Raw genomic sequence first — 19,878 nt, 5'->3', positions numbered from 1 at the left:
TGAGAGCAGAAAAGGATCTTGATGGAAACCCATTAAAGGTTACATTTCAAGCAGTCGTAGACAATCTTGCAACAATTGCAAATCACAAAATGGGTGAGGCAGCAGAATCAAAACCATTTGCGATTATAAGAGATTCGGGTGCAAAACTTACTGATAGAAAAATAAGCCCAAATGAAATGGCAATATCTCCTGATCAATGCGTGTACGTAAGAGGTCTAACAAATCCTATGAACAAATAGAAATTAAATTGGTTCTGCTTTAAATAGAGGTTTTTTGAGGACAGAATTATGGAATATCTAACAAAATATCCCAAGACTATTTCGTTTCTAGACGGATTAAAACACAGTATTGACTTTGATAACAAAGGAGTAGAGCAGCTACACATTGTAGTAAAGAAGAGTTTTGATGAGCTTATGAGAATTTTTACAGCAGAGGGATTTACCAAAGTAAAATTAGAACATAAACAGCCCAACCAGATTGGAAGCGGATTAAATCTTAAACTAAAAAAACCATGGGAGATGCATGTAAGAATGGTAGATCTAAAAAAAGGATTAATTGGAATACATGCAGAAGTTGAAGTCTCAAGAGATTATCTTCAACATTTGGTATCACAAAGAACTCCTGTTGTGTATGAAGTGGAGGAAATTCTAAAAAAATATCAAGTAGAATACAAAATTTGGCATGATAAGATTAAGAAAAATGTTCATATGATTTTTGATAATTACAAAGTAAAACTTGCAACACCAAGTATCCCAGTTTTTGCTTGGAAACCAATGCTATTTGTCATTGGAACTGTTAGCATATTTTATCTCTGGAAGTTTCTCAATACCATATAAAACAGATGGATCATATTCCCAAAGTTTCTGCTTTGGATAATTCTAGATAGACCTTATCGCCTACAGACAAACCCATCTCTTTGTATTCATGCATATCCAGTTTTAGTTGAGTTACACCGCTTTGCATACCCATTCCACCCATTCCGGAGAACATTTTGTTGAGATCCTTCATCATATCATTCATGTTAGTAAATCCCATTACTTTGGGAGTACCAAATGCAGGTTGAGTTTGTGTTCCTTCCTTAAGATCTTTAACAGAAGACAGAGAAACTATGACATATGGAGCACCATCAGGCGCAGCATCAATGCTTCTTACAACAAATTCTTTTTTCATTAATGACTATTTTATACTCTATAATTTTAATTTTGATGAAGAAAAGTCTCTTCAAAGCTATTTTGAAGCTTTAATTACAATTTTTGCCATTTCAAATTAGTGGTTGAGAATCCGCAAATATCCTTGCAATATTATGGAATATCTCCTTGGGAGATTGAAGTGATTTATGGCTATTTGAATTCTAGATTTTCAATAATTCAAGAGGAGATTGAGGTAAACGATGAGAATTTTGTCAGTTTTTTGGATTTAGATATACCACTTGATTTTAGCGAAGAATTCTTCAAATGGTTTGAGTATAGACGTTGGGAGAAGATAAAAGATGTTTTCAAAGAGATGAAGAGGCGAAGAGGCTCTGGAAATGCTTTAAAGATAAAAATTAATTTTTCAGGAAATCCAAAAATAGTTTTTGTCGTAGATACTGAAGATAAACAATGGTATGATAATGCAATTGAAAAGATTGATTTTGTATTAGAACTTCTTCCATATCATCTAGATCCAGAAAAACTACCATCTGATATTTTAGAGATATCTTACAAGTTTGATCCTGAATCTGCAAGATGGAGATTAAACACAGCACTAGCTGAGAGTAAAAAATATACTTTTAGCGGAAGTAGTTGGAAAGTAACTACTTGAGATCTTTTTGAAGGGGTTCAAGTAAACCGTGTAATTCTTTATATTTTGATTCTAAAAACTCTAATGCGTCATTAAGTTTTTTTGATTTTCCATATTTGTATCGGATTAATTCACGATGATGCCAGAATGTTTTTCCATTTTCAACTGAGATAGTTGTAAAGTAATCAGCACCTTTAAGATTGTCTGGTAGTTTAACATCGTGTGGAAATAGTAGTTCAACAATAAACCATTCATCACCATCAGGGTAATCAGAACCAGTCTCTATATCAAAAAACACATGCAGTAAATCAGATTGCATCAATCCATCATCAGTAATGGATGGATGTTTGACAGGGGATTTTTTAAAATCTAGATTAACTAATTCGGGCTCAAAGAATCCTTTGATTATGGATTTTCTAAATATTTTATTTGCATCGTTTATGTTCAACAGCAAGGTGATCTACGGATAAACTAGTCTATAACTCATTAGGTTATAGACATTATTAGACTCTGAGGGAATTAATTATTTCAGATATATCAGTTAAAGGAGAGCCATTTTCTGAAATCTTTTGTTTTGCTGGTGGATTTTCAAGGTAGTTAGGTATCTTATCAGTTAGTCTAGTAGAATATTCTGAGATTATTTCATTTTGATAAAATATGCCAATTGGAATGCTATTTCCCCATTCAAGAGATTTGATTAAAGCTTGAGATAGTTTTTCATTAACTTCTGCCTCATCTTCATAGTGCACTGTAGGATCAAATTTAGTATCCTCAAGTTTGTAGATTCTAGAGTGCCTCTCAATTGATTCTTGGGCCAAATCAACTCCTGCATACCAATCTCTTGTATTGATGTCATTGTAAGTTGGACAAGGTTGCAATACATCAAGAAAAGACAACCCCTTATGACGAACTGCCTTGATGATTAGATCTTTTAGATGTCTAACATCATAAGAGTAACCACGGGCTACGAATGTAAAACCGCTTGCAACTGCCAATCCAATTGGATTAACATTGTAATTTGTATTAGGAGAAGGAAGTGATTTTGTTTTCTCACCAAGTTTTAATGTTGGAGAAGCTTGTCCTTTAGTTAAACCGTAAACACCATTATCAAAAATAATGTAAGTCATGTCAATATTTCGTCTTCCTGCCGCTACAAAATGACCTGCACCAATTCCTAATCCATCACCGTCACCTCCAACTGCAACTACAGTCATGTCAGGATTTGCAAGTTTCCCCCCTTGAGCAAAAGTCAAGACTCTACCATGTAACGTGTGAACACCGTATGTATTGATAAAGTGGGATGTCTTTCCAGAGCAACCAATGCCAGAAAATATGGTAGCCTTGTCACGTTCAATTCCCATTTCAGCAAGTGCCATTTGCAATGCATTAACAATTCCAAAATCACCACAACCCGGACACCAATCATTGTGGACTTCGGTCTTGTAATCTGCTAGCTTAAGCGCCATGAGTTAAGATCTCCCTTTTGCTTGCCTTATTTTCAATTATCTTTTTTAGAGAATCATAAATTTCGGTGCTCGTCATCCCTCTTCCAGTGTATTTTAGAATATAGTGATCAATATCGCGCAATACATTTTGCATGAAAATTTTTCCTAATTGTCCTGAATGATTTGCTTCAATGTCAATTATTGTTTTTGCATCTTTGATAAGGGATTTAACATGTTCTGCAGGGAAGGGATGAATTAATTTCATCTGAATAAACCCAATATGGATTCCTTCTTTTTTGAGCATTGCAAGTGCATCTAATATAGGACCCTTTGGAGAACCCCAAGAAACTATAGTATAATCAAACACACCGTATGATACAACTTGCTCATCGATTGGAATTTCTTTGAGCATCAAATCTAACTTATTCATTCTTTTGTCCATCATTTTGATACGAATCTGAGGATCCTCAGTTATATGGCCAAATTCATCGGATTCATCGCCAGTATTCCAAAATACTCCATTATCTAGTCCCAATCTAGAACGAGGTGAAATTCCATTTTCAGTAAAAGCAAATCTCTTGTATTCTCCTTCAATTTTATCCAACAATAGACCTCTATCGATTGTGATTTTTTGAGGATCAAATTTTTTGCAAGTAACTACAGAACTTGAAAGAAATTTATCCATCATGTGAATAACGGGGACTTGATATACATCGGCATAATTAAAACATCTTCCAGTATCGTAGAAACTTTCTTCAATATCACCTGATGCATAAACAAGTTTTGGAAAATCTCCATGTCCTCCGTTTACTGCAAATAACAAGTCATCTTGTCCGTGTCGAGTTGGAAGACCGGTGGAGGGTCCACTTCTTTGATACAAAGTAATTACAATTGGAACTTCGTTGATTCCAGCCCAACCAAGGGCTTCAGTCATCAATGCAAATCCAGGACCAGAGGTTGAAGTAGAAGAACGGGTACCAGTTAATGATGCACCAATCATCATACCCATTGCAGATATCTCATCTTCACATTGAATAACAATTGTAGACCCAGGTCTATCATTTTGAACTTCTAAAAGTTCATTGGATTCCAGATAAACACTTTCATCAGAAGCGGGTGTGATTGGATAGTATGATTGGAATCTACATCCGCTTACAATTTTTCCAATAGATGCACCAAAATGACCTTGAGTTAAGATAGTGTCTGGTTGTTTTGTAGTTCCAGTTAAAACATGTTTAAAGTTTTCAAACTTTGCTTTTGCTTGATCATATGCAAAAGTTGCTGCTTTTTTATTTAATTCAGAGATCAAAGGTTTTTTTGCAAAAATAGAATCAAGGGAATCAAACAAAGGATCTAATGGCATTTTAATTAATCCTAATGATAAAGAAACTGCAATCACATTGAACAGTCTTACCATTCCTTTTAGTTTTGGATTATTTGTCTTCTCAGAAAGTGTGGACAGTATATCTCTAAAAGAAATTGGATAAAGAATTACACCTTTTTCTTGTGCAAGCTCTAATACTCCCGTAATTGTTTGAGGCTTATTTTTAGATTCTAATTCTTTTAGTAATCTTTCTTTAAAATAAATATCAAGTGTATGTACCTCATCAACAGATATTTTTGCTAAATCAGCATCATAAATTATTCCTCCACCACTAACAACTTCATCATAATGTCTGAAAATTGTTTCAGCATCAAAAGATGCAATTAGATTTACTGCATTTACATTTGAATGGATTTCTTCATCAGATACTCTTACTGTGAAATAGCTGTGATCCCCTTTAATATTGGAATAAAATTCTCTTTTACCAAATATTTGGTATCCCATATTTGCACACACTTTTGAAAAAACATTAGCACCAGAATCTACACCGCTTCCTTGTGGACCACCAATTAACCAAGTAAAATCAACAGAACCCATGATAATTTATCTCATTTTTGTGAATATTAATAATATTGTTCAAATTAATTGCACTAACCACCTGTAGCTGAGTCAAACAAAACACATTCGCATTTATCTCTTTCACCACAATATGGACAAACACAAACACATTTTTCAATTGAATTTCCACACTCGACACAAATTGCAAATTCTTCTTCTTCAGTGTCTGGCATCTTGGTTATCTAGAAAGAAATCGTATAAATGGTTTGAGATAAATTTCATGTATAATGAAAAAAAAGAGGGTTTTTCTTACCAGAACCCTTCATGATTTTGCGTTAAATGAGTTAAAAAAAAGATACCAGATTGAAGTTCATTCAGGTAAAATTCCAATTCCTAAAACAAAATTAAGATTTAAAATTCAAGATATTGATGGACTGATTTGCTTTCCATATGATAAGATAGATAAGGAAATAATTGATGCTGCAAAAAATCTCAAAGTAATTAGTACGTACAGCGTCGGATTTGATCATATAGATACTCAATATGCTAAGGAAAAGAAAATTAGAGTTGGGCATACTCCAGAAGTTCTAACAGATGCGACAGCTGATTTGGCATTTTCTCTACTAATTGATATTTTACGTAGAGTATCAGAAGGTGATAGAATTATCAGATGTGGAAGATGGCAGGAGATTTTCGGAGCATATGATTATGTCGGAGTTGATCTTCAAGGAAAGACGCTAGGAATTTTGGGATTAGGAAGAATAGGTGGAACACTTGCAAAACGTGCCAAAGCATTTGATATGAAAATTATTTATCATAATAGAAAAGCAGTTTCTAAAAGCAAAGAAAAAACTCTTGGCGCCAAGTATGTTACATTTGAGAAATTAATCAAATATAGCGATATAATTTCAATCCATGTTCCACATACAACTCTAACCAATCAGTTATTTGATATGAAAATTTTCAAAAAAATGAAAAAAACTGCAGTGTTAATAAATACTGCACGTGGAAAAATAATCAATGAAAAAGATCTCATAGTGGCACTAGATAAAAAAATCATTGCAGGTGCAGCACTTGATGTGTTTGAATCAGAACCAATCGGCAAAAATCATCCTCTTACAAAAATACAGAACGTTGTTTTAGCACCACATATTGGAAGCTCTACAAAGGAAACCAGAGAGAAGATGGCAATGATCACAGTAAAAAATTTGAATCTTGGAATAAATGGAAAGACCCCAGTCTATTCTGTAGGGTACTAAATAGTGCTAATTTACGCTTAAGATGGCATTGTAAAAAAACTGCAGTTTTTATACACAGAATGTAAATTAGTATTAGATTGAAAAAATTCAAACATACAAACGAAGAATTAGAATTAGCTAAACAACAATCTGAAAAAGAAAAGAAGAAAAAACAATTAGATTTATAGGATTTTTCTCCTTGTCATTTTCAGACAAGGTTTTTTTTAAAATTTAATCTTAGAGCCATATTTTTGATTCAAATCATCATAGATTTTCTTTCGCCCGACAACTAGATGATTATTCAGGTCATACATTTTTGTAAAAAATGCACCAATAACACGTTCTTGATTTTGATCATAGAATCGTATACTAAAGCTGATAAGGTCTGGTTTTTGTTCCTCAACAAACTCTGCATGTGTTATCAATTCAGAATTAATGTGCATGTGAGATGGGCCATCATTATCACCTATAGTAATCCATTTTTCTTTCTGCCTGATAGATAATGAGTTACTTCTAGTCTCAGATACTGCAACATTGTTTTTAATAATCAACAAAACATCATCGATTTTTACAATATCAGATAAAAGATCAAAAAGCAATAAGATTAGATTAAAAAGAAATTATTTCAATTTTTAGGTGATTTTGTATCTAATTGAACAAAATCATCCTGATCACCATGTATGCAATCAGTACCAACTGCTTTTAACGGTGAAAAACTAATTTTCCCATGAGGAATTTTTTCTTCATTTTGAAGAGATTGAATTTTACCTGAAACAATTTGTTTGTGATTTGAGCAAGTCACTCCAACCATGTATTCGTCTTTTTCAACCACAATTGATACTACAAATTCTGGTGGGTTTACGCATTGTTTTCCACTCTCCATTATAGAGCATCTATCAGGTAACACAATTAGAATTGAAAATTATGAGATATTAATCTTGATTACTATGTATTCAATTTAATATTGATGAGAGTTAAAGGCAAATACAATGAGGCGTGATTTTGATGTTGTAATAATTGGTGGGGGAATACTTGGTTCTTCTATTTCATATTTTCTTAGTTTTTTAAATACAACAAAAAAGATTCTTGTAATAGAACAGGCACATAGTGTTGCATTTCATACAAGTGGAAGAAACACAGGGAAAGTCCATGCACCATATCTATACAATCCAGAAAAGAAAAAAATGTTTGCAAAAGCAGCATTTCATGGATATGAGATGTGGGAAGAATATTCAAGATTAAAAAATATTCCATTTAAAAAAGATGGCGTCATTGAGGTAGCATTAGATCAAAAGGGAACACTGGTACTTGAAAAATATTTGAAATGGGGCAAACAAAATGGGTTACAAGAAAATGACATTAAATTAATGGACAAAGAAGAATTAAAAAAAATAGAGCCTGAAATAAAATGTGAGTCTGCACTTTATGTTTACAAAGACGGTTCAACTGATTATTCTCTTCTTACGGGTGAAGTTATGAATGACAGTAAAAATAATGGGACAAATTTTGTTTTTGATACCAAAGTTACAAATATCAAAAAAACTAGCAATAAATGGAAGATTACACTAGACGGCGAACATGAAATTTTTGCAAATTTTATCATAAATACTGCAGGTGGGGAAGCAATCGACATTGCTCACAAGGCAGGAATTGCAGAAAAATTTACAGATGTACATTTTAGAGGAGAGTATTGGAAAGCTCCAAAAGAATACAACAATTTAACAAAGACTAGTGTATACTCTGTTCCAGAATATCCAGACTATCCGTTTTTAGATCCTCATTGGATTATCAGAGTGGATGGAAATTGTGAGATTGGGCCAAATGCAGTACCGGTGTTCAGCCCATATGGGTATAACAAAACAGAGAACATCAAAGAATTCATTCCAAAAACATTAGAGATGATAATGTCTGGTGCAAGAAAGGCGATATTTGATAAACAATTCCAAGAACTAGCAATTAATGAAATTCAGTCATCAATGTCAAAATCATCAATGATAAACAGAGTAAAGCGATTCTTGCCAAAAATAGATGCAACAAAAATTACAGAGAAGGGAACAGCCGGGATAAGATCATCAGTAATTAATCAAGAAGGGAAATTTGTTCCAGATGTAATTTTAGAAGGAGATTCAATGTCTTTTCATATTTTAAATTACAACTCGCCTGGGGCAACTGGGGCATTACCATTTTCAGCATATGTTGTAAATTATCTAAACAATCAAGGGTTGTTTACTAGTGAAAATGTAGATGCACAGTGTGGTACTTGGAAATTTAGTAAGATTATTGAAAAATTGGGAATATAGGTAGAGTTTTGTAATTTCATGCGCAAATATATCTAAAATTAATTTGAAATCTTGACTAAGAGAATTTTGATGAAAAAGCCCCAAATCGACCGGTTCTTATACTAAACAAACTAAACAATATTGGTTTTATTTTTGGTTTTACAATCTGTCGACACAAACACGGGATGCAAACGTTGCGGGAAAAAAGGCATGTTAACAGATAACGATACTGGTGAAAGATTTTGTGGCAAATGTGGATTTGTGATTTCTGAGACATTACAAGATTCGGGTCCTGAATGGAGATCATTTTCAAAAGAAGGGGGATCAGATCCTACTAGAACGGGAGCTCCAACATCGTTGGCAATTCATGATAGAGGTCTGGCTACAATTATCAATCCAATCAATAGAGATTCTTCAGGAAAGCCACTTACATCATCGATGAAAAGTACCATTGAAAGATTAAGAACGTGGGACAGTAGAAGTAAAGTTCATGCATCTTCTGACAGAAATTTACGGCAAGCATTAAGCGAATTAACACGATTAAAAGACAAACTTGCAGTGTCTGATGCAGTTGTTGAAAAGGCTGCATATATTTACAGAAAAGCTCTTGACAAAGGGTTGGTCAGAGGACGTTCTATTTCAGCATTAATTGCATCTGCACTTTATGCTGCATGCAGAGACACAGAAACTCCTAGAACACTAAAAGATGTATCAGATGCAGGAAACATAAAGAAAAAAGATATTGCAAGATGTTATAGAATTTTACATCAAGAATTAGAGCTAAAAATGCCAGTAGTGGACCCAATTCAATGTATTGCAAGAATTGCAAGTAAACTTGGAATCTCAGAAAAAACAAAACGCTATGCAGTCAAAGTACTCAAAACAGCTCAAGAGCATGAAGAGTCAGCAGGTAAGGATCCTATGGGGCTTGCAGCAGCGGCACTTTACCTATCATGTGTAAGTAATTCGGAAAACATGACTCAGAGAGACATTGCCGAAGCAGCAAGCGTAACTGAAGTAACAATTAGAAACAGGTACAAAGGATTGAGAATGGATCAAAATACAGACCTATAAGTTTAGGGTGAAACGATAAGAATCATGACTCAAACAAGACCTTTGATATCAATTGTCAATGTAGTGGCATCAGCTACAATAGATCAAAAACTAGATCTTGTTGATATTACAAAGAAATTTCCAGATGTTGAATATCATCCCGAACAATTCCCAGGAGCTGTCTTTAGATTAAAAAATCCAAAAACTGCAACTTTGTTATTTAGCTCAGGAAAGATGGTGTGTACAGGTGCCAAATCGCAAGAACTTGCAGAGACAGCAGTAGCAAAGGTAGTATCGATGTTAAAAAAAGGAAAGATAAAAATAAAAAATGAAGCAGAGGTTACAATACAAAATATTGTGTCATCAATTAATCTTGGTGGCAGAGTTAATTTGGAGCAAGCTGCAAGAACACTTCCAAGAAGCATGTATGAACCAGAACAATTCCCAGGATTAATTCACAGAATGCTAGATCCTAAAACAGTAATTCTAATTTTCTCATCAGGCAAATTAGTTTGTGTTGGTGCTAAACTTGAAAAAGATGTACACCGCTCAGTTAATCAAATTCATAGTTTACTAGAAGAAAAAAAATTGATGATTTACAATTAATCATAAAATTTAAAATTAAATCTGAAGAAATATTATTAATAAAATTAGTACTACCTAATAATACAGATATTAGTAAGGATGGACAATAAAGTGCATAGTGGACATAATAGAAAACAATAATGAAAAATCTGAAAAAAATATTAAGAAAAATAAAGCAGAGCATTTCCAAGATTTAACAAAAACTTATGAAAATAAAGTAGAACGAGGCAAGCAATTAGGAAAAGAATCATTAGAAAAAATAAACGAGATGACTACATCCAGTGTAGATTTTATCAAATCAAAACCACAATGGAAATCATTGAAGAATAATTCTCTTAAGATCAAAGAGAAGAGTGTAGATTCTGCAATTATGATAAAAAAGAATAGCCCTAAATTTTATAGAAAAGTCATTAATGGGTTTTTTTACTTTTTTGAATCCATTGTTGGCAGAGTCAAAATAGGCACACAATATGGAACATCCAGCATCGAAGTACTAGAAAAATTGGCCAAACTCAAAGAACTTGGGATTATTACAGAAGAAGAATTTACCAAGAAAAAGAAAAAGATACTAGACAGGATTTGATTTTGTATTGGTAAAAAATTTAGTAATAATTTCACTGGTTATTGTAATTGATATTTTAATTGGAATTATCATTGTTACAAACTATAATTGGTTTACACAAGAATGGTCAATTGGGATTGGTATGGTTGTAGGAGGAATCATAATTGCCGGGTTATTAGGATATTTTAAAGTCCGGAGAAAATAACAATCTTTAATCTTTTTATGAGTATACATTAAATCAAGAACATGGAAATAAAATCAGAGAAATCAATTGCAGAATATCTAAAAAAATTACCAGATGAAGTTATCATAAAATATTATCTAGATGTGGAGTATAGTCCGTTTCCTGTTTTAGTCATTGAAGAATACACCAGACGATTCAAACGAAAAACTAAAGATGAAATTATCAAGGGCTTAAAATTGCAGGCAAATCTTGCTCGCAGAAAGACAGTGGAACTAGGCAAGATGGCCAGAAACAACAAACTAGTCAATGATGTGACAATACAAAAATCTGAAGAGATAGTCAAGCAGGCAAAAAAGAAAGGATACATCATAAGTGAAAAGATTGTCAAAAAAGGCAATACACTTGGAACTAAATTAAAAAAGACTACTAAATCAGGCATCAAGAGTGGTATAAAGGCAGGACATAATCTCAAAATGTCACCACAAAGTAAATTGCAGTTATTAGAAAAACTAGATGGATTGCAAAAAGCAGGAATTATTACAAAAAAGAATTTTTAGAAAAAAGAAAAAGATTCTTGCAAAAATTTAGAAAAATAAATGGCGCCGGGAGGGAGATTTGAACTCCCGTTCCCTTGCGAGAACGCGCTTTATGGTTTAACATTTCCAGGCGCGCGCCCTACCAGGCTAGGCGACCCCGGCACAAGTCTTGCGACAAAGTAAATTGGGAAAATTTGATTATATATTGTGTTATGAAAAATAAAAAAATTACTTCCAAATGTTAATAGTGATAGATTTTTCTACAATTTTTCCATCAGAATCAATTCCATCTGAGCTTATTTTGTAAAGTCCTTCCAAAACAGGGACATTATCATTTTTCATTTGATCCCAAACAAATACAATTTGTTCTTTTGGATTCAAAGTTGTAACTACTTGAGATGCAGTAGGAGAATACATCTTAATTCCAAATAATCCACTTATCTTTAATCCGTATGAAGAGTCTGTAAATGTAATTGGTGATGTTCCAGAATTTATCAGAGTTATTTTGATTTCTTCACCTTTCTTAAAATCAGATTTTTCAGTTACAATCGATATAGATGAACCTTCTACAAATACAAGTTGATTTGTATTTTTCATTTCAAGCAGATAAAACCCAAACAAAAAACCAGATAAAATTCCCACACTGATAAAAATTACAAGACTTTTTGCTAACAATTATTGTAAAGGTTTTTCTCTGATTTTTTAATCCTTTGGAGGCGTTTTTGATCTCCATTTCTTAGGATATGTGTTTGGAGCCATAATGATTCTATTTGTTTCAAAAGCATAACCTTTTGTAGCATCACGAATTTCCTCTTCAGACATCATAGATTCTGCTAATGCTACTGCTTCTCCTTTTTGAGTGTAAATTGCTACAATGTCACCTTTTTTCAGATCAGGTGAAATTTGTAATATTCCGGGAATTGCAAGCTGAGCTCCGTGACATAATGCATCTACAGCTGAATCACGAATTACTACAGATTTTAATTCGCTAAGTGCATATTCAATTGGTTTTATCATTGAGAGAAGTTTGGTCTCATCGTTTTTTTCTTTCCAAAGTGCATATGCATTTGCAAGCTCATGTAAGGTCACCAAACCATCTGATTCGTAGAATTGATCAACTCTAGTTCTCCGTAGTTCAATCATGGTTGCTCCAGGACCAAGAATTTCACCCATATCATAAAATAATTTTCTAATGTATGTTCCAGCTTCACATAAAACACGAGCTAAAAGCAGTCTTTCTTTTTGTTCTAATACTTCTAATTCATAGATTGTTCTGGTTCTAGTTTGTCTTAAAACTGCAGAACGTTGTGGTGGTTTTTGGAAAATCTCTCCACGAAAAAGATCCAATACTTCTTCTAGTTTTTCTTTTGAAGGAAGAGAGTGAAATCTTCCAAGTGCATGATATTCTTTTGGACCATAAAGTAATACTCCCAAAGCCTTTGTTGCTTCTCCAAGACCTAAAGGCAATACTCCTGAAACTTGAGGATCAAGGGTTCCACTATGACCAATCTTTGGAATCTTGAGGATTCTTTTTGTCCATGCTACAGTTTCATGACTAGTTGGGCCCGGAGGTTTATCTAAAATGATTAAACCGTAATCAAGTAATTGCTCTAGAGTTCTTTTATCATAATATGTTCCATATGCATCATCAGTGATATCTTGATCAATTACAATCAAATTCTGCAATTGTTTTAGTGTCATGATAATTCCCTAACAGTTTCTTTTGCAATATTAATTACTTGAGTTGCATTAAGATTATCAGTATCAATAATCTTATCAAATACTGAAGTATCACTTCCAAAATCAAAATTATATAATTTTTTGTAAAGTGCTCGATTTTTATCATATCTAATTTTTGTAATTTGATATGCTTCTTGAGAAGTCATATTGTCTCTAGTCTGCATTCTCTTTGAGCTGCTATCATGGGAACCTGAAAGCCAGATTTTGATGCCATTATCAACTAGCCATGGAAGTGTGTAGCTTGTGATTACCATTCCACCTTTATTGTAAAGTTGGATTAATTTGTCATCAACTTTCTTATCAAATTCAGAATGGGTCTCTCTTTGATTAAGAAATTTCATTCCACTTTCAGTATCCCACCAATCATCACCTGTTACATCAAATCCCTGCTCTTTTGCCAGCTCTTTTAGAATATCACCGCCGCTAAGATATGTTAAGTTAAATTCTTTTGCCAATCCTTTGGCAACAGTTGTTTTACCTACAGCTGGAGGACCAGAAATTACAATTGATTTGGTCAACTAAGATCCATTGAGGTTTTTGTTACTTTCATTATGATGCCACTAAATGCAATGGAGGACAAGAAATACCAGGCCCAAAGATATAGAGCATTTTCTGCAGGACATACATCATTTGGATCTGCTGCTTGTTCCGCAGTACAAGTAAGATGGAAGAAGTTACCAGGAATTATGTCAAGAGACACAGGAGATAGAGCCACAATATGTGAAAACAATACAGGCAATACAAGATAAAAAATTAGAATTAGTGGAACAAATGTAATCATCATTGGTCGCATGTTCATCTGCATCATCTCCATTGACATTTTGTTCATGTAAGACGATTTTTTGTTTAATTCATTTATCTTGGCTTGATCTTTTGATCTCATTGCAGACATTCTTTCTTTTTGCCAAGAACGTGTCTCTTTCATAATTCGTGCTAATTTTGTTCTATCAACCATTTTCTTTCTAACTGCAGCATTAAAGAGATTAAGTAAAATGCCAAAACCAGTAACAGCGAATGCCGTTAAGACTACACCTTTTACAATAGGATCTTCACTTCCCATTGCGTGTGTTCCGCCACCAAGAAATCCAAAGATCCCATCATGACTTTCAAGAAAAACAGAATTCAAAAATAATAAAACAGATTCAAAAGCCATTTTACAACCCTATTACCTTAATTATTTTTTCAGCCACTTCGTCAATCATTCCTTCTCGGTTTAGTACATGTTTTACTGGAGAACCAGAAATTACTGCACAGGCTGAGATCATACCAGATTGTACATCTAACTCTTTTTTAATATTATCAATTGAGACATTATCACGGTTTCTAGTATCATCTTTCATTCTTCTGTTGTAAATTTCTTCTGGTTTTGCAGAAACTGATACAAAGTTTGAAGGCTTGAGAATTGCCAAAACATGTTCAGGTAATCCAGGATAGTACCCTTCAGGTGAATTGATAAAGACATGAGTATCAATAATCACTACATCGTCAGTTAGATTTGCAAGTTTTTCTGCGGCAATTTTCTGAAGATTTTTTTGTTCAGAAACAGGTAGTTTTCGAAGCTCATCTCTATCATTGATTCCTTTTGATTTTGCTATTTCAAACATCACGCTACCAAAACTATTAACACTTACAGTTTTGTTTTGCTCTTTTAGGATTTCAACAATTCTTTTCAATAAGGAAGTTTTTCCAACACCAGGTATTCCTACCACTACAACTTTTCTACTTTCTACCAAGTAAAGCACCAAGACGTGGCATTACAACTTCTACTTGTTCTTTGACTAGTTGACTGTAATAGTTGATGAGAATGTCTACCATCAGTAAAATTCCAATACCTGAACCAAAGACTCCCAACACATCAGATATACCAGCAAGCAAACCCAAAATTATAGAACCAATAATTGTAACTGATGGAATGTATTTGTTTAGCAATGCCTCTACTGGTGCATTAGATCTTCTAAATCCTGGAACTTGCACGTCAGCATCAAGTAAGTTTTGAGCTGCACTCTTTGGAGATAAACCTCCAAGCTCAACCCATAATCGTCCAAACACAACTACAATTCCGACCATAAACAAAATGTAACCAATTGCTCTACCAGGATCTAAAGCTGCAATGGCAATTCCTCTTGGAGGAGTGATATAGTAAATTAATCCACCAATTGGGGTGGAAGGGCTAGTAGGATCAAACTGACCTAAAATATTCATAAACGCATTATTATTTCGGGGGTTAAAGTTTGCCCAAAACATCTGACCAATGAACACTGCGTTTGCAGTAAGAGCAGATGCCAAAATTACCGGAATGTTTGAGACGTAAATTAGTTTAATTGGATATACTGCTGAGAATCCCCTATATTTTGTAGAAACAATTGGAATCTCAATTTTCATTCCTTGAGTAAATACAAGTATCAACAAAACGCCAGCAGTCAACAAGAACCCAAAGATACTAGGTAGTTGATTTGCACGGAAGAATACATTAGCTAAATCTCCACTAGCTACTGACTCGGCAATATATGGGACGATGCCAATAGTACCGCCGTCTCCAGCAGGTAATGGGCTAAAGAGACTCCATAGAATTTGTTGAGCTACACCGGCCATAATGAATAAACTGATTCCGCTGCCAAGGCCCCAGCCTTTCTGGACTAGTTCGTCCATAAACATGATAATAATAGATGCTCCCATTAATTGACCAATCATTACATACAGATGCCAGGGTTCTGCTACGTTATGTCCATAAACGGCAGTAGCATATACAATAGATTCAGCAATAATTACAACATATGTTACTAGTTTAGTAGCAGTTTGAAAAACTCCTCTCTCTTCGGGTTTTTTGAAATCAAACTTTAGAATCTCCGAACCTCTAAGCAATTGCATCAGCAGACCTGCAGTTACAATAGGTCCAATTCCTAATTCAACTAGTGTTCCTTGAGCAGATGCAAAAATTACTCTAGCAAATTGCAGGAAGTCAAATTCAGGTGCAGTTGCTCCAAATAATGGGGTCTGACCCATTACCATGTAAATTAATAGTACAACACCAGACCAAATTAATTTGGTTTGGAGAGATATCTTTTTTTTAGGTTTTGGGACTTGAGGGAGATAAGGTTCTGCTTTGAAAACAACTTTTCTAATAAAACTAGTGATACTACCCTCAGCCATTAGTAGCTAACACCTCTCCCCCTGCTGATTTTATTTTCTCTTCTGCTGTTGCAGTAAATCGTGGTACTTTGACGGTGTATGGTTTAGACACTTTACCGCCACCAAGGAGCTTATCATATCCTGCAGTTATGAGGTCTATGACTTTTTTTCCTCCTTCTTCTTTACCTAATTTTGCAAACAAATCATCAAGATCACGGACGCTGGCCCATTTTCTTGTAATGATTGGGTGAGGTGGATGAGTAGAATCATGTCCAAAATGATCTGGCATTTCTTTTAGCAGTGTGCTAAAATGATACTTGTGTAAACCGGCAATTCCAAGACCGCCTTTATGACCACTTGCACGGTGTTGACCTACTTGTCCCCATCCCATGTGTCTTCCACCTCTAAGTCTGCGAGTTTTTCTTAATCTTGTAGCCATGTTAAATCATATTCCTTACCAATATTCCGAGGTCTTTGTTTTGTCCTAGTACACCCTTTTGTCCGTATAGTTTTTTGGTGCTTCGTTTGAATCCATGTCTTGGTGGTGCTAATGCAAACCAAGGTTTTAGAGGTTTTAGTTTAGAGAGAGTTGCTTTTCCTTCTGCTAGTGCAGTTGCAAGTGCATCAGTACTATCATATCCAAGTTCTTTAAGATCAGCTGCTGTAACTTTTTGATAACCTTCTTTTCTTGCTTTTTTATCAACTAGTTCTTTTGCCAAACCAGTATCTAGTTCAGACCATGTAACATAGTGTTTTACTTTGTTTAGCATTCCTAATGTGTTATCCTTTGCTGGCAATATTACAGCACGATATTTTTTATCTAATTTTAGCAAAGTCATAGTAGTGGTAGCCCAGTAAGGACAGTCAGCTTTTCCTTTAATTCTGACTACAAGATACGCTTTTGCCATGTTAAATCATCCCTGACTAAATGTCTGTTTCAGACAATCCAATATAGCTTTGGAAGTAGAGTTCATTGTAGGTGTTGCACCTTTTGCAGTAGTCCAAGCATCTTTAAGACCAGCTAATTCCAATAATCGTTTAATTTTACCGCCAGCTACCAAACCTAATCCACGAGGAGCTGGAATAATTTCAATTGTAACACTTCCACCTTTTCCTCTAATTTTGAAAGGAACAGAATGTTTTTGATCACATCTGCATTCCCAACTGCCACATCCTAGTTTGATTGGACTGACATTTAGAAGGGCTTGGTTTGTTGCTTTTTCAATTGCAATTCTCATTTGTTTTGATTTACCTTGACCGATTCCCAGGTATCCATTTTGATTACCTGTTGCAACAATTGCTTTGAATCGAGTTGATTGTCCGTTTGAAGTCATTTTTTGAATAATACCAACATCAACTACTTCACTTTTCAAATCAGGAAGTAATTTCTTTATGATGCCAGCTTCTTGAATTCGTAAACCATCTTGAATGATTTCTTCAATAGAATTAATTTCACCTGCTGCAACTTTTTTTCCTAAAATTGTTTTTGGAACCCAGACTTCTTCTTCTTGTTCTCTTCGTGGTCTTCTAGTTTGTCCACCTGGTTTACCACCACCATAAGTTGGAGGGCCTCTACCGCCTGGTCCACCTCTTCCACCAGAACCGCCTCTGCCGCCTGGTCCACCTTTACCAGCAGGTTTAGTTTGTGTTGTTTGACTCATTTCTACTTGACCTCACTGTCAATAGCAGATTTAATTTTTGTAGTGTCATTTTTTACTGTCAGATGATCTCCTTTGATTCTATCTTCGGATGGAAAAGTTTCAGGATCAGCTGGGACTATGAGGCCTGCATCAACAACTCCTTTTAGTGCTGCTGCCATTCTTTGCGTGTATCTTCTAGTTCCAGTGTACAATACTGCATCTTTTGCACCATTGCCAATGGCTTTTTTTCCTGCAAGATAACCAGTAAGATATGCTGCAGGTACACTTTTTCTAGATCCCTTCCAGCCTTTTTTAATCAAATAAGTAGAATGAGCAGATGCAATGACTTTGTCGCCAGTCATGCCTGGCTTTAAAATTTGGACTTGTGTGTTTTCATTAGTAATATTTACAGTGATAAAATCACGTCTACCGGATAACAAAGTACCACGTTTTCTGTAATTAGTTTTTTCCTCACGTAGTCTTCTAAGGATGTTTGAATAGGCCATCTATAGAACACGAGTTTGAAACTGCTCTTATATACGTTAAGCGCGAATTATGGAAGATAGTAGAGCCTTTTGAGTATGGAGTCTATTTTCTGCCTCATCCCATACAACTGATTGAGGACCATCAATAACAGATGATGTAACTTCATGATCTCTTTTTGCTGGAAGACAATGCATAAAAATTGCATTTTTTTTGGCATGATTCATTAATTTTTCGTTGACTTGAAATTTTGGTAGGAATTTTTTAATTCGTTTTGGATCATTTGTGTGAATTGATGTGAATGTATCAGTGATGACAACATCGGCATTTTTGATTGCAATTAATGGATCGGAAGTTAGTTCTATACTAGTTGATTTTTTAGATTCTGCGACTACTTTGGCATCAGGTTCAAATCCATTTGGAGTTGCAATGGATATCGAAACTCCAGATAAAGAACATCCGTAAATCATTGAATTGCATACGTTATTTCCATCACCTATCCATGCAATCTTTAGTCCTTTGAGACTTCCTTTTTTCTCTTTTATTGTCATAAAATCTGCCAGTATCTGACAGGGATGAAATGAATCAGAGAGTCCATTAATCACAGGTATTGAAGAGGACTGGGATAATTTTTCAAGCAAACTATGATCATAAACTCGTGCCATGATGCAGTTGGTGTATCGTGACAAAGTTTTTGCAGTGTCTTCAATTGATTCTCCACGAGATAACTGCATTTCATTTGATGAGAGATTTACTGCATGTCCACCAAGTTGGTACATTGCAACTTCAAAGCTTACGCGAGTTCGAGTCGATGGCTTTTGAAAAATCATTGTCAGTGTTTTATTTTTCAACAAGGGTTTGTTTCCAGACTTTAATTCTTTTTTTAATTTGATTGAATAATCAATTAATCCAGTAAATTCTTTGGGTGTTAATTCCGCTAAAGTGAGTAAATCTTTTGTTTTTAGTTTCATTTCTTAAAGAATCCAAATACTCCTCTTTTCTTTTTAGGTTTTTCTTCTTCTTTATCTTGTTTGTGTTTGTCATCTTTTTGTTTTTCTTCATTTTGTTCAGATTCAATTTTTTTCTCTGGTTTTGATTCTCCAGGTTTTGGTCGTCCTTGTTTTATCCATTCATGTATTTTGGCACCCAATCTGATTGCCTCAGCATCAGTTTCAGGCGGTGCAACATCATACATGTCTGAAAACTTTGCAATGTCAGAATCTGAAATACCTTCAAAAGGATCACTTGAATCTGGTTTTGGTTCTGGTTTTGGTTCTGGTTTTGGTTCTGGTTTTGGTTCTGGTTTTGGTTCTGGTTTTGGTTCTGGTTTGGTTCTGGTT

At 34.5% G+C, this 19,878-nt stretch carries 28 protein-coding genes, 1 tRNA gene and 1 pseudogene; 10 read left to right on the top strand and 20 right to left on the bottom strand.

What is annotated here, in order from left to right; all coding sequences use genetic code 11:
- A partial coding sequence (locus BG20_RS07685) for a coenzyme F420-0:L-glutamate ligase (protein WP_010193187.1) occupies positions 1 to 239 on the top strand: 239 nt, incomplete at its 5' end.
- A gap of 48 nt (positions 240 to 287) precedes the next feature.
- The gene (locus tag BG20_RS07680) at positions 288 to 836 is read left to right on the top strand and encodes a hypothetical protein (protein WP_010193185.1); all 549 of its coding nucleotides are present in this window, start codon (positions 288 to 290) and stop codon (positions 834 to 836) included.
- A gap of 10 nt (positions 837 to 846) precedes the next feature.
- Here BG20_RS07680 and BG20_RS07675 read toward each other — a convergent pair whose 3' ends face one another.
- Entirely contained in the window at positions 847 to 1,170 is a 324-nt protein-coding gene (locus BG20_RS07675; protein WP_010193184.1) for a hypothetical protein, read from the bottom strand.
- Positions 1,171 to 1,269: 99 nt separating this feature from the next.
- Here BG20_RS07675 and BG20_RS07670 point away from each other — a divergent pair, with 99 nt between their 5' ends.
- Positions 1,270 to 1,803 carry a hypothetical protein gene (locus BG20_RS07670; RefSeq protein ID WP_007402778.1) on the top strand — a complete coding sequence of 178 codons (534 nt, stop codon included), beginning with the start codon at positions 1,270 to 1,272 and terminating at the stop codon, positions 1,801 to 1,803.
- Here BG20_RS07670 and BG20_RS07665 read toward each other — a convergent pair.
- From BG20_RS07665 to BG20_RS12745, 4 genes are read right to left on the bottom strand one after another with little or no spacing between them, the layout of a single operon-like run.
- A complete protein-coding gene (locus BG20_RS07665) occupies positions 1,796 to 2,236 on the bottom strand; it encodes a hypothetical protein (protein ID WP_048097161.1) in 441 nt (146 codons plus the stop codon). The genes BG20_RS07670 and BG20_RS07665 overlap by 8 nt on opposite strands.
- A 49-nt stretch (positions 2,237 to 2,285) precedes the next feature.
- Entirely contained in the window at positions 2,286 to 3,248 is a 963-nt protein-coding gene (locus tag BG20_RS07660; protein WP_007402780.1) for a 2-oxoacid:ferredoxin oxidoreductase subunit beta, read from the bottom strand.
- Positions 3,238 to 5,148: a 2-oxoacid:ferredoxin oxidoreductase subunit alpha gene (locus tag BG20_RS07655; protein WP_010193174.1), complete on the bottom strand. Its 1,911-nt coding sequence runs from the start codon at positions 5,146 to 5,148 to the stop codon at positions 3,238 to 3,240. Before BG20_RS07655 ends, BG20_RS07660 begins: the two co-directional genes overlap by 11 nt.
- 53 nt (positions 5,149 to 5,201) lie before the next feature.
- On the bottom strand, positions 5,202 to 5,342 hold the full coding sequence (locus tag BG20_RS12745; RefSeq protein WP_007402782.1) for a hypothetical protein: 141 nt from the start codon (positions 5,340 to 5,342) through the stop codon (positions 5,202 to 5,204).
- 54 nt (positions 5,343 to 5,396) lie between these two features.
- On the opposite strand from BG20_RS12745, the gene BG20_RS07650 reads away from it, so the two are divergent.
- The gene (locus tag BG20_RS07650) at positions 5,397 to 6,368 is read left to right on the top strand and encodes a 2-hydroxyacid dehydrogenase (protein ID WP_010193172.1); all 972 of its coding nucleotides are present in this window, start codon (positions 5,397 to 5,399) and stop codon (positions 6,366 to 6,368) included.
- Positions 6,369 to 6,571: 203 nt separating this feature from the next.
- Here BG20_RS07650 and BG20_RS07645 read toward each other — a convergent pair whose 3' ends face one another.
- Together BG20_RS07645 and BG20_RS07640 are read right to left on the bottom strand one after the other, a co-directional pair.
- A complete protein-coding gene (locus BG20_RS07645) occupies positions 6,572 to 6,946 on the bottom strand; it encodes a ChuX/HutX family heme-like substrate-binding protein (protein WP_010193170.1) in 375 nt (124 codons plus the stop codon).
- A 26-nt stretch (positions 6,947 to 6,972) separates the two neighbouring features.
- Positions 6,973 to 7,254, bottom strand: a complete 282-nt coding sequence (locus BG20_RS07640) for a hypothetical protein (protein WP_048097160.1) — start codon at positions 7,252 to 7,254, stop codon at positions 6,973 to 6,975.
- Positions 7,255 to 7,336: 82 nt separating this feature from the next.
- On the opposite strand from BG20_RS07640, the gene BG20_RS07635 reads away from it, so the two are divergent.
- The 6 genes from BG20_RS07635 (at position 7,337) to BG20_RS07615 (ending at position 11,567) form a co-directional block, all read left to right on the top strand.
- Positions 7,337 to 8,647, top strand: coding sequence for an NAD(P)/FAD-dependent oxidoreductase (locus BG20_RS07635; protein WP_010193166.1), 1,311 nt, complete (start codon positions 7,337 to 7,339; stop codon positions 8,645 to 8,647).
- Between the two features lie 132 nt (positions 8,648 to 8,779).
- A complete protein-coding gene (locus BG20_RS07630) occupies positions 8,780 to 9,700 on the top strand; it encodes a transcription initiation factor IIB (RefSeq protein WP_081477555.1) in 921 nt (306 codons plus the stop codon).
- Between the two features lie 24 nt (positions 9,701 to 9,724).
- A complete protein-coding gene (locus BG20_RS07625) occupies positions 9,725 to 10,285 on the top strand; it encodes a TATA-box-binding protein (protein ID WP_010193163.1) in 561 nt (186 codons plus the stop codon).
- Positions 10,286 to 10,382: 97 nt separating this feature from the next.
- Positions 10,383 to 10,847 (top strand): SHOCT domain-containing protein, encoded by a 465-nt coding sequence (locus BG20_RS07620; protein ID WP_010193161.1) that lies wholly within the window; start codon positions 10,383 to 10,385, stop codon positions 10,845 to 10,847.
- Between the two features lie 7 nt (positions 10,848 to 10,854).
- Positions 10,855 to 11,031 carry a hypothetical protein gene (locus tag BG20_RS12740; protein ID WP_010193159.1) on the top strand — a complete coding sequence of 59 codons (177 nt, stop codon included), beginning with the start codon at positions 10,855 to 10,857 and terminating at the stop codon, positions 11,029 to 11,031.
- Between the two features lie 41 nt (positions 11,032 to 11,072).
- Entirely contained in the window at positions 11,073 to 11,567 is a 495-nt protein-coding gene (locus BG20_RS07615) for a hypothetical protein (protein WP_010193157.1), read from the top strand.
- 40 nt (positions 11,568 to 11,607) lie between these two features.
- Here BG20_RS07615 and BG20_RS07610 read toward each other — a convergent pair.
- The 13 genes and pseudogenes from BG20_RS07610 to BG20_RS12420 form a co-directional block, all read right to left on the bottom strand.
- Positions 11,608 to 11,708 (bottom strand) — tRNA-Ser (locus BG20_RS07610).
- A 66-nt stretch (positions 11,709 to 11,774) separates the two neighbouring features.
- Complete coding sequence (locus BG20_RS07605) at positions 11,775 to 12,221, bottom strand: hypothetical protein (RefSeq protein WP_010193155.1); 447 nt, start codon at positions 12,219 to 12,221, stop codon at positions 11,775 to 11,777.
- Positions 12,222 to 12,248: 27 nt separating this feature from the next.
- Positions 12,249 to 13,247 carry an RNA-guided pseudouridylation complex pseudouridine synthase subunit Cbf5 gene (locus BG20_RS07600; protein ID WP_010193153.1) on the bottom strand — a complete coding sequence of 333 codons (999 nt, stop codon included), beginning with the start codon at positions 13,245 to 13,247 and terminating at the stop codon, positions 12,249 to 12,251.
- Positions 13,244 to 13,804 carry a cytidylate kinase family protein gene (locus tag BG20_RS07595; RefSeq protein WP_007402792.1) on the bottom strand — a complete coding sequence of 187 codons (561 nt, stop codon included), beginning with the start codon at positions 13,802 to 13,804 and terminating at the stop codon, positions 13,244 to 13,246. The genes BG20_RS07600 and BG20_RS07595 overlap by 4 nt, the downstream gene beginning before the upstream one ends.
- On the bottom strand, positions 13,801 to 14,439 hold the full coding sequence (locus BG20_RS07590; RefSeq protein ID WP_010193150.1) for an EMC3/TMCO1 family protein: 639 nt from the start codon (positions 14,437 to 14,439) through the stop codon (positions 13,801 to 13,803). The genes BG20_RS07595 and BG20_RS07590 overlap by 4 nt, the downstream gene beginning before the upstream one ends.
- Position 14,440: 1 nt before the next feature.
- A complete protein-coding gene (locus tag BG20_RS07585; protein WP_007402794.1) occupies positions 14,441 to 15,028 on the bottom strand; it encodes an adenylate kinase in 588 nt (195 codons plus the stop codon).
- Positions 15,006 to 16,436, bottom strand: a complete 1,431-nt coding sequence (gene secY / locus BG20_RS07580) for a preprotein translocase subunit SecY (protein ID WP_010193146.1) — start codon at positions 16,434 to 16,436, stop codon at positions 15,006 to 15,008. Before secY ends, BG20_RS07585 begins: the two co-directional genes overlap by 23 nt.
- Positions 16,429 to 16,854 (bottom strand): uL15m family ribosomal protein, encoded by a 426-nt coding sequence (locus BG20_RS07575; protein ID WP_007402796.1) that lies wholly within the window; start codon positions 16,852 to 16,854, stop codon positions 16,429 to 16,431. The genes secY and BG20_RS07575 overlap by 8 nt, the downstream gene beginning before the upstream one ends.
- 1 nt (position 16,855) lies before the next feature.
- Positions 16,856 to 17,323 (bottom strand): 50S ribosomal protein L30, encoded by a 468-nt coding sequence (locus tag BG20_RS07570; RefSeq protein ID WP_010193144.1) that lies wholly within the window; start codon positions 17,321 to 17,323, stop codon positions 16,856 to 16,858.
- Between the two features lie 6 nt (positions 17,324 to 17,329).
- Positions 17,330 to 18,076 (bottom strand): 30S ribosomal protein S5, encoded by a 747-nt coding sequence (locus BG20_RS07565; RefSeq protein ID WP_007402798.1) that lies wholly within the window; start codon positions 18,074 to 18,076, stop codon positions 17,330 to 17,332.
- Between the two features lie 2 nt (positions 18,077 to 18,078).
- On the bottom strand, positions 18,079 to 18,561 hold the full coding sequence (locus BG20_RS07560; protein ID WP_010193142.1) for a 50S ribosomal protein L18: 483 nt from the start codon (positions 18,559 to 18,561) through the stop codon (positions 18,079 to 18,081).
- 36 nt (positions 18,562 to 18,597) lie between these two features.
- On the bottom strand, positions 18,598 to 19,509 hold the full coding sequence (argF, locus tag BG20_RS07555) for an ornithine carbamoyltransferase (RefSeq protein WP_010193140.1): 912 nt from the start codon (positions 19,507 to 19,509) through the stop codon (positions 18,598 to 18,600).
- Positions 19,506 to 19,878: pseudogene (locus BG20_RS12420) on the bottom strand (signal recognition particle-docking protein FtsY); the annotation flags it as partial. The pseudogene BG20_RS12420 and the gene argF, both read right to left, overlap by 4 nt.

The organism is Candidatus Nitrosarchaeum limnium BG20 (assembly GCF_000241145.1).
GTDB classification, from domain to species: domain Archaea; phylum Thermoproteota; class Nitrososphaeria; order Nitrososphaerales; family Nitrosopumilaceae; genus Nitrosarchaeum; species Nitrosarchaeum limnae.
The sequence above is the reverse complement of the archived record's forward strand: the minus strand, read 5'-3'. Positions and strand labels throughout refer to the sequence as shown.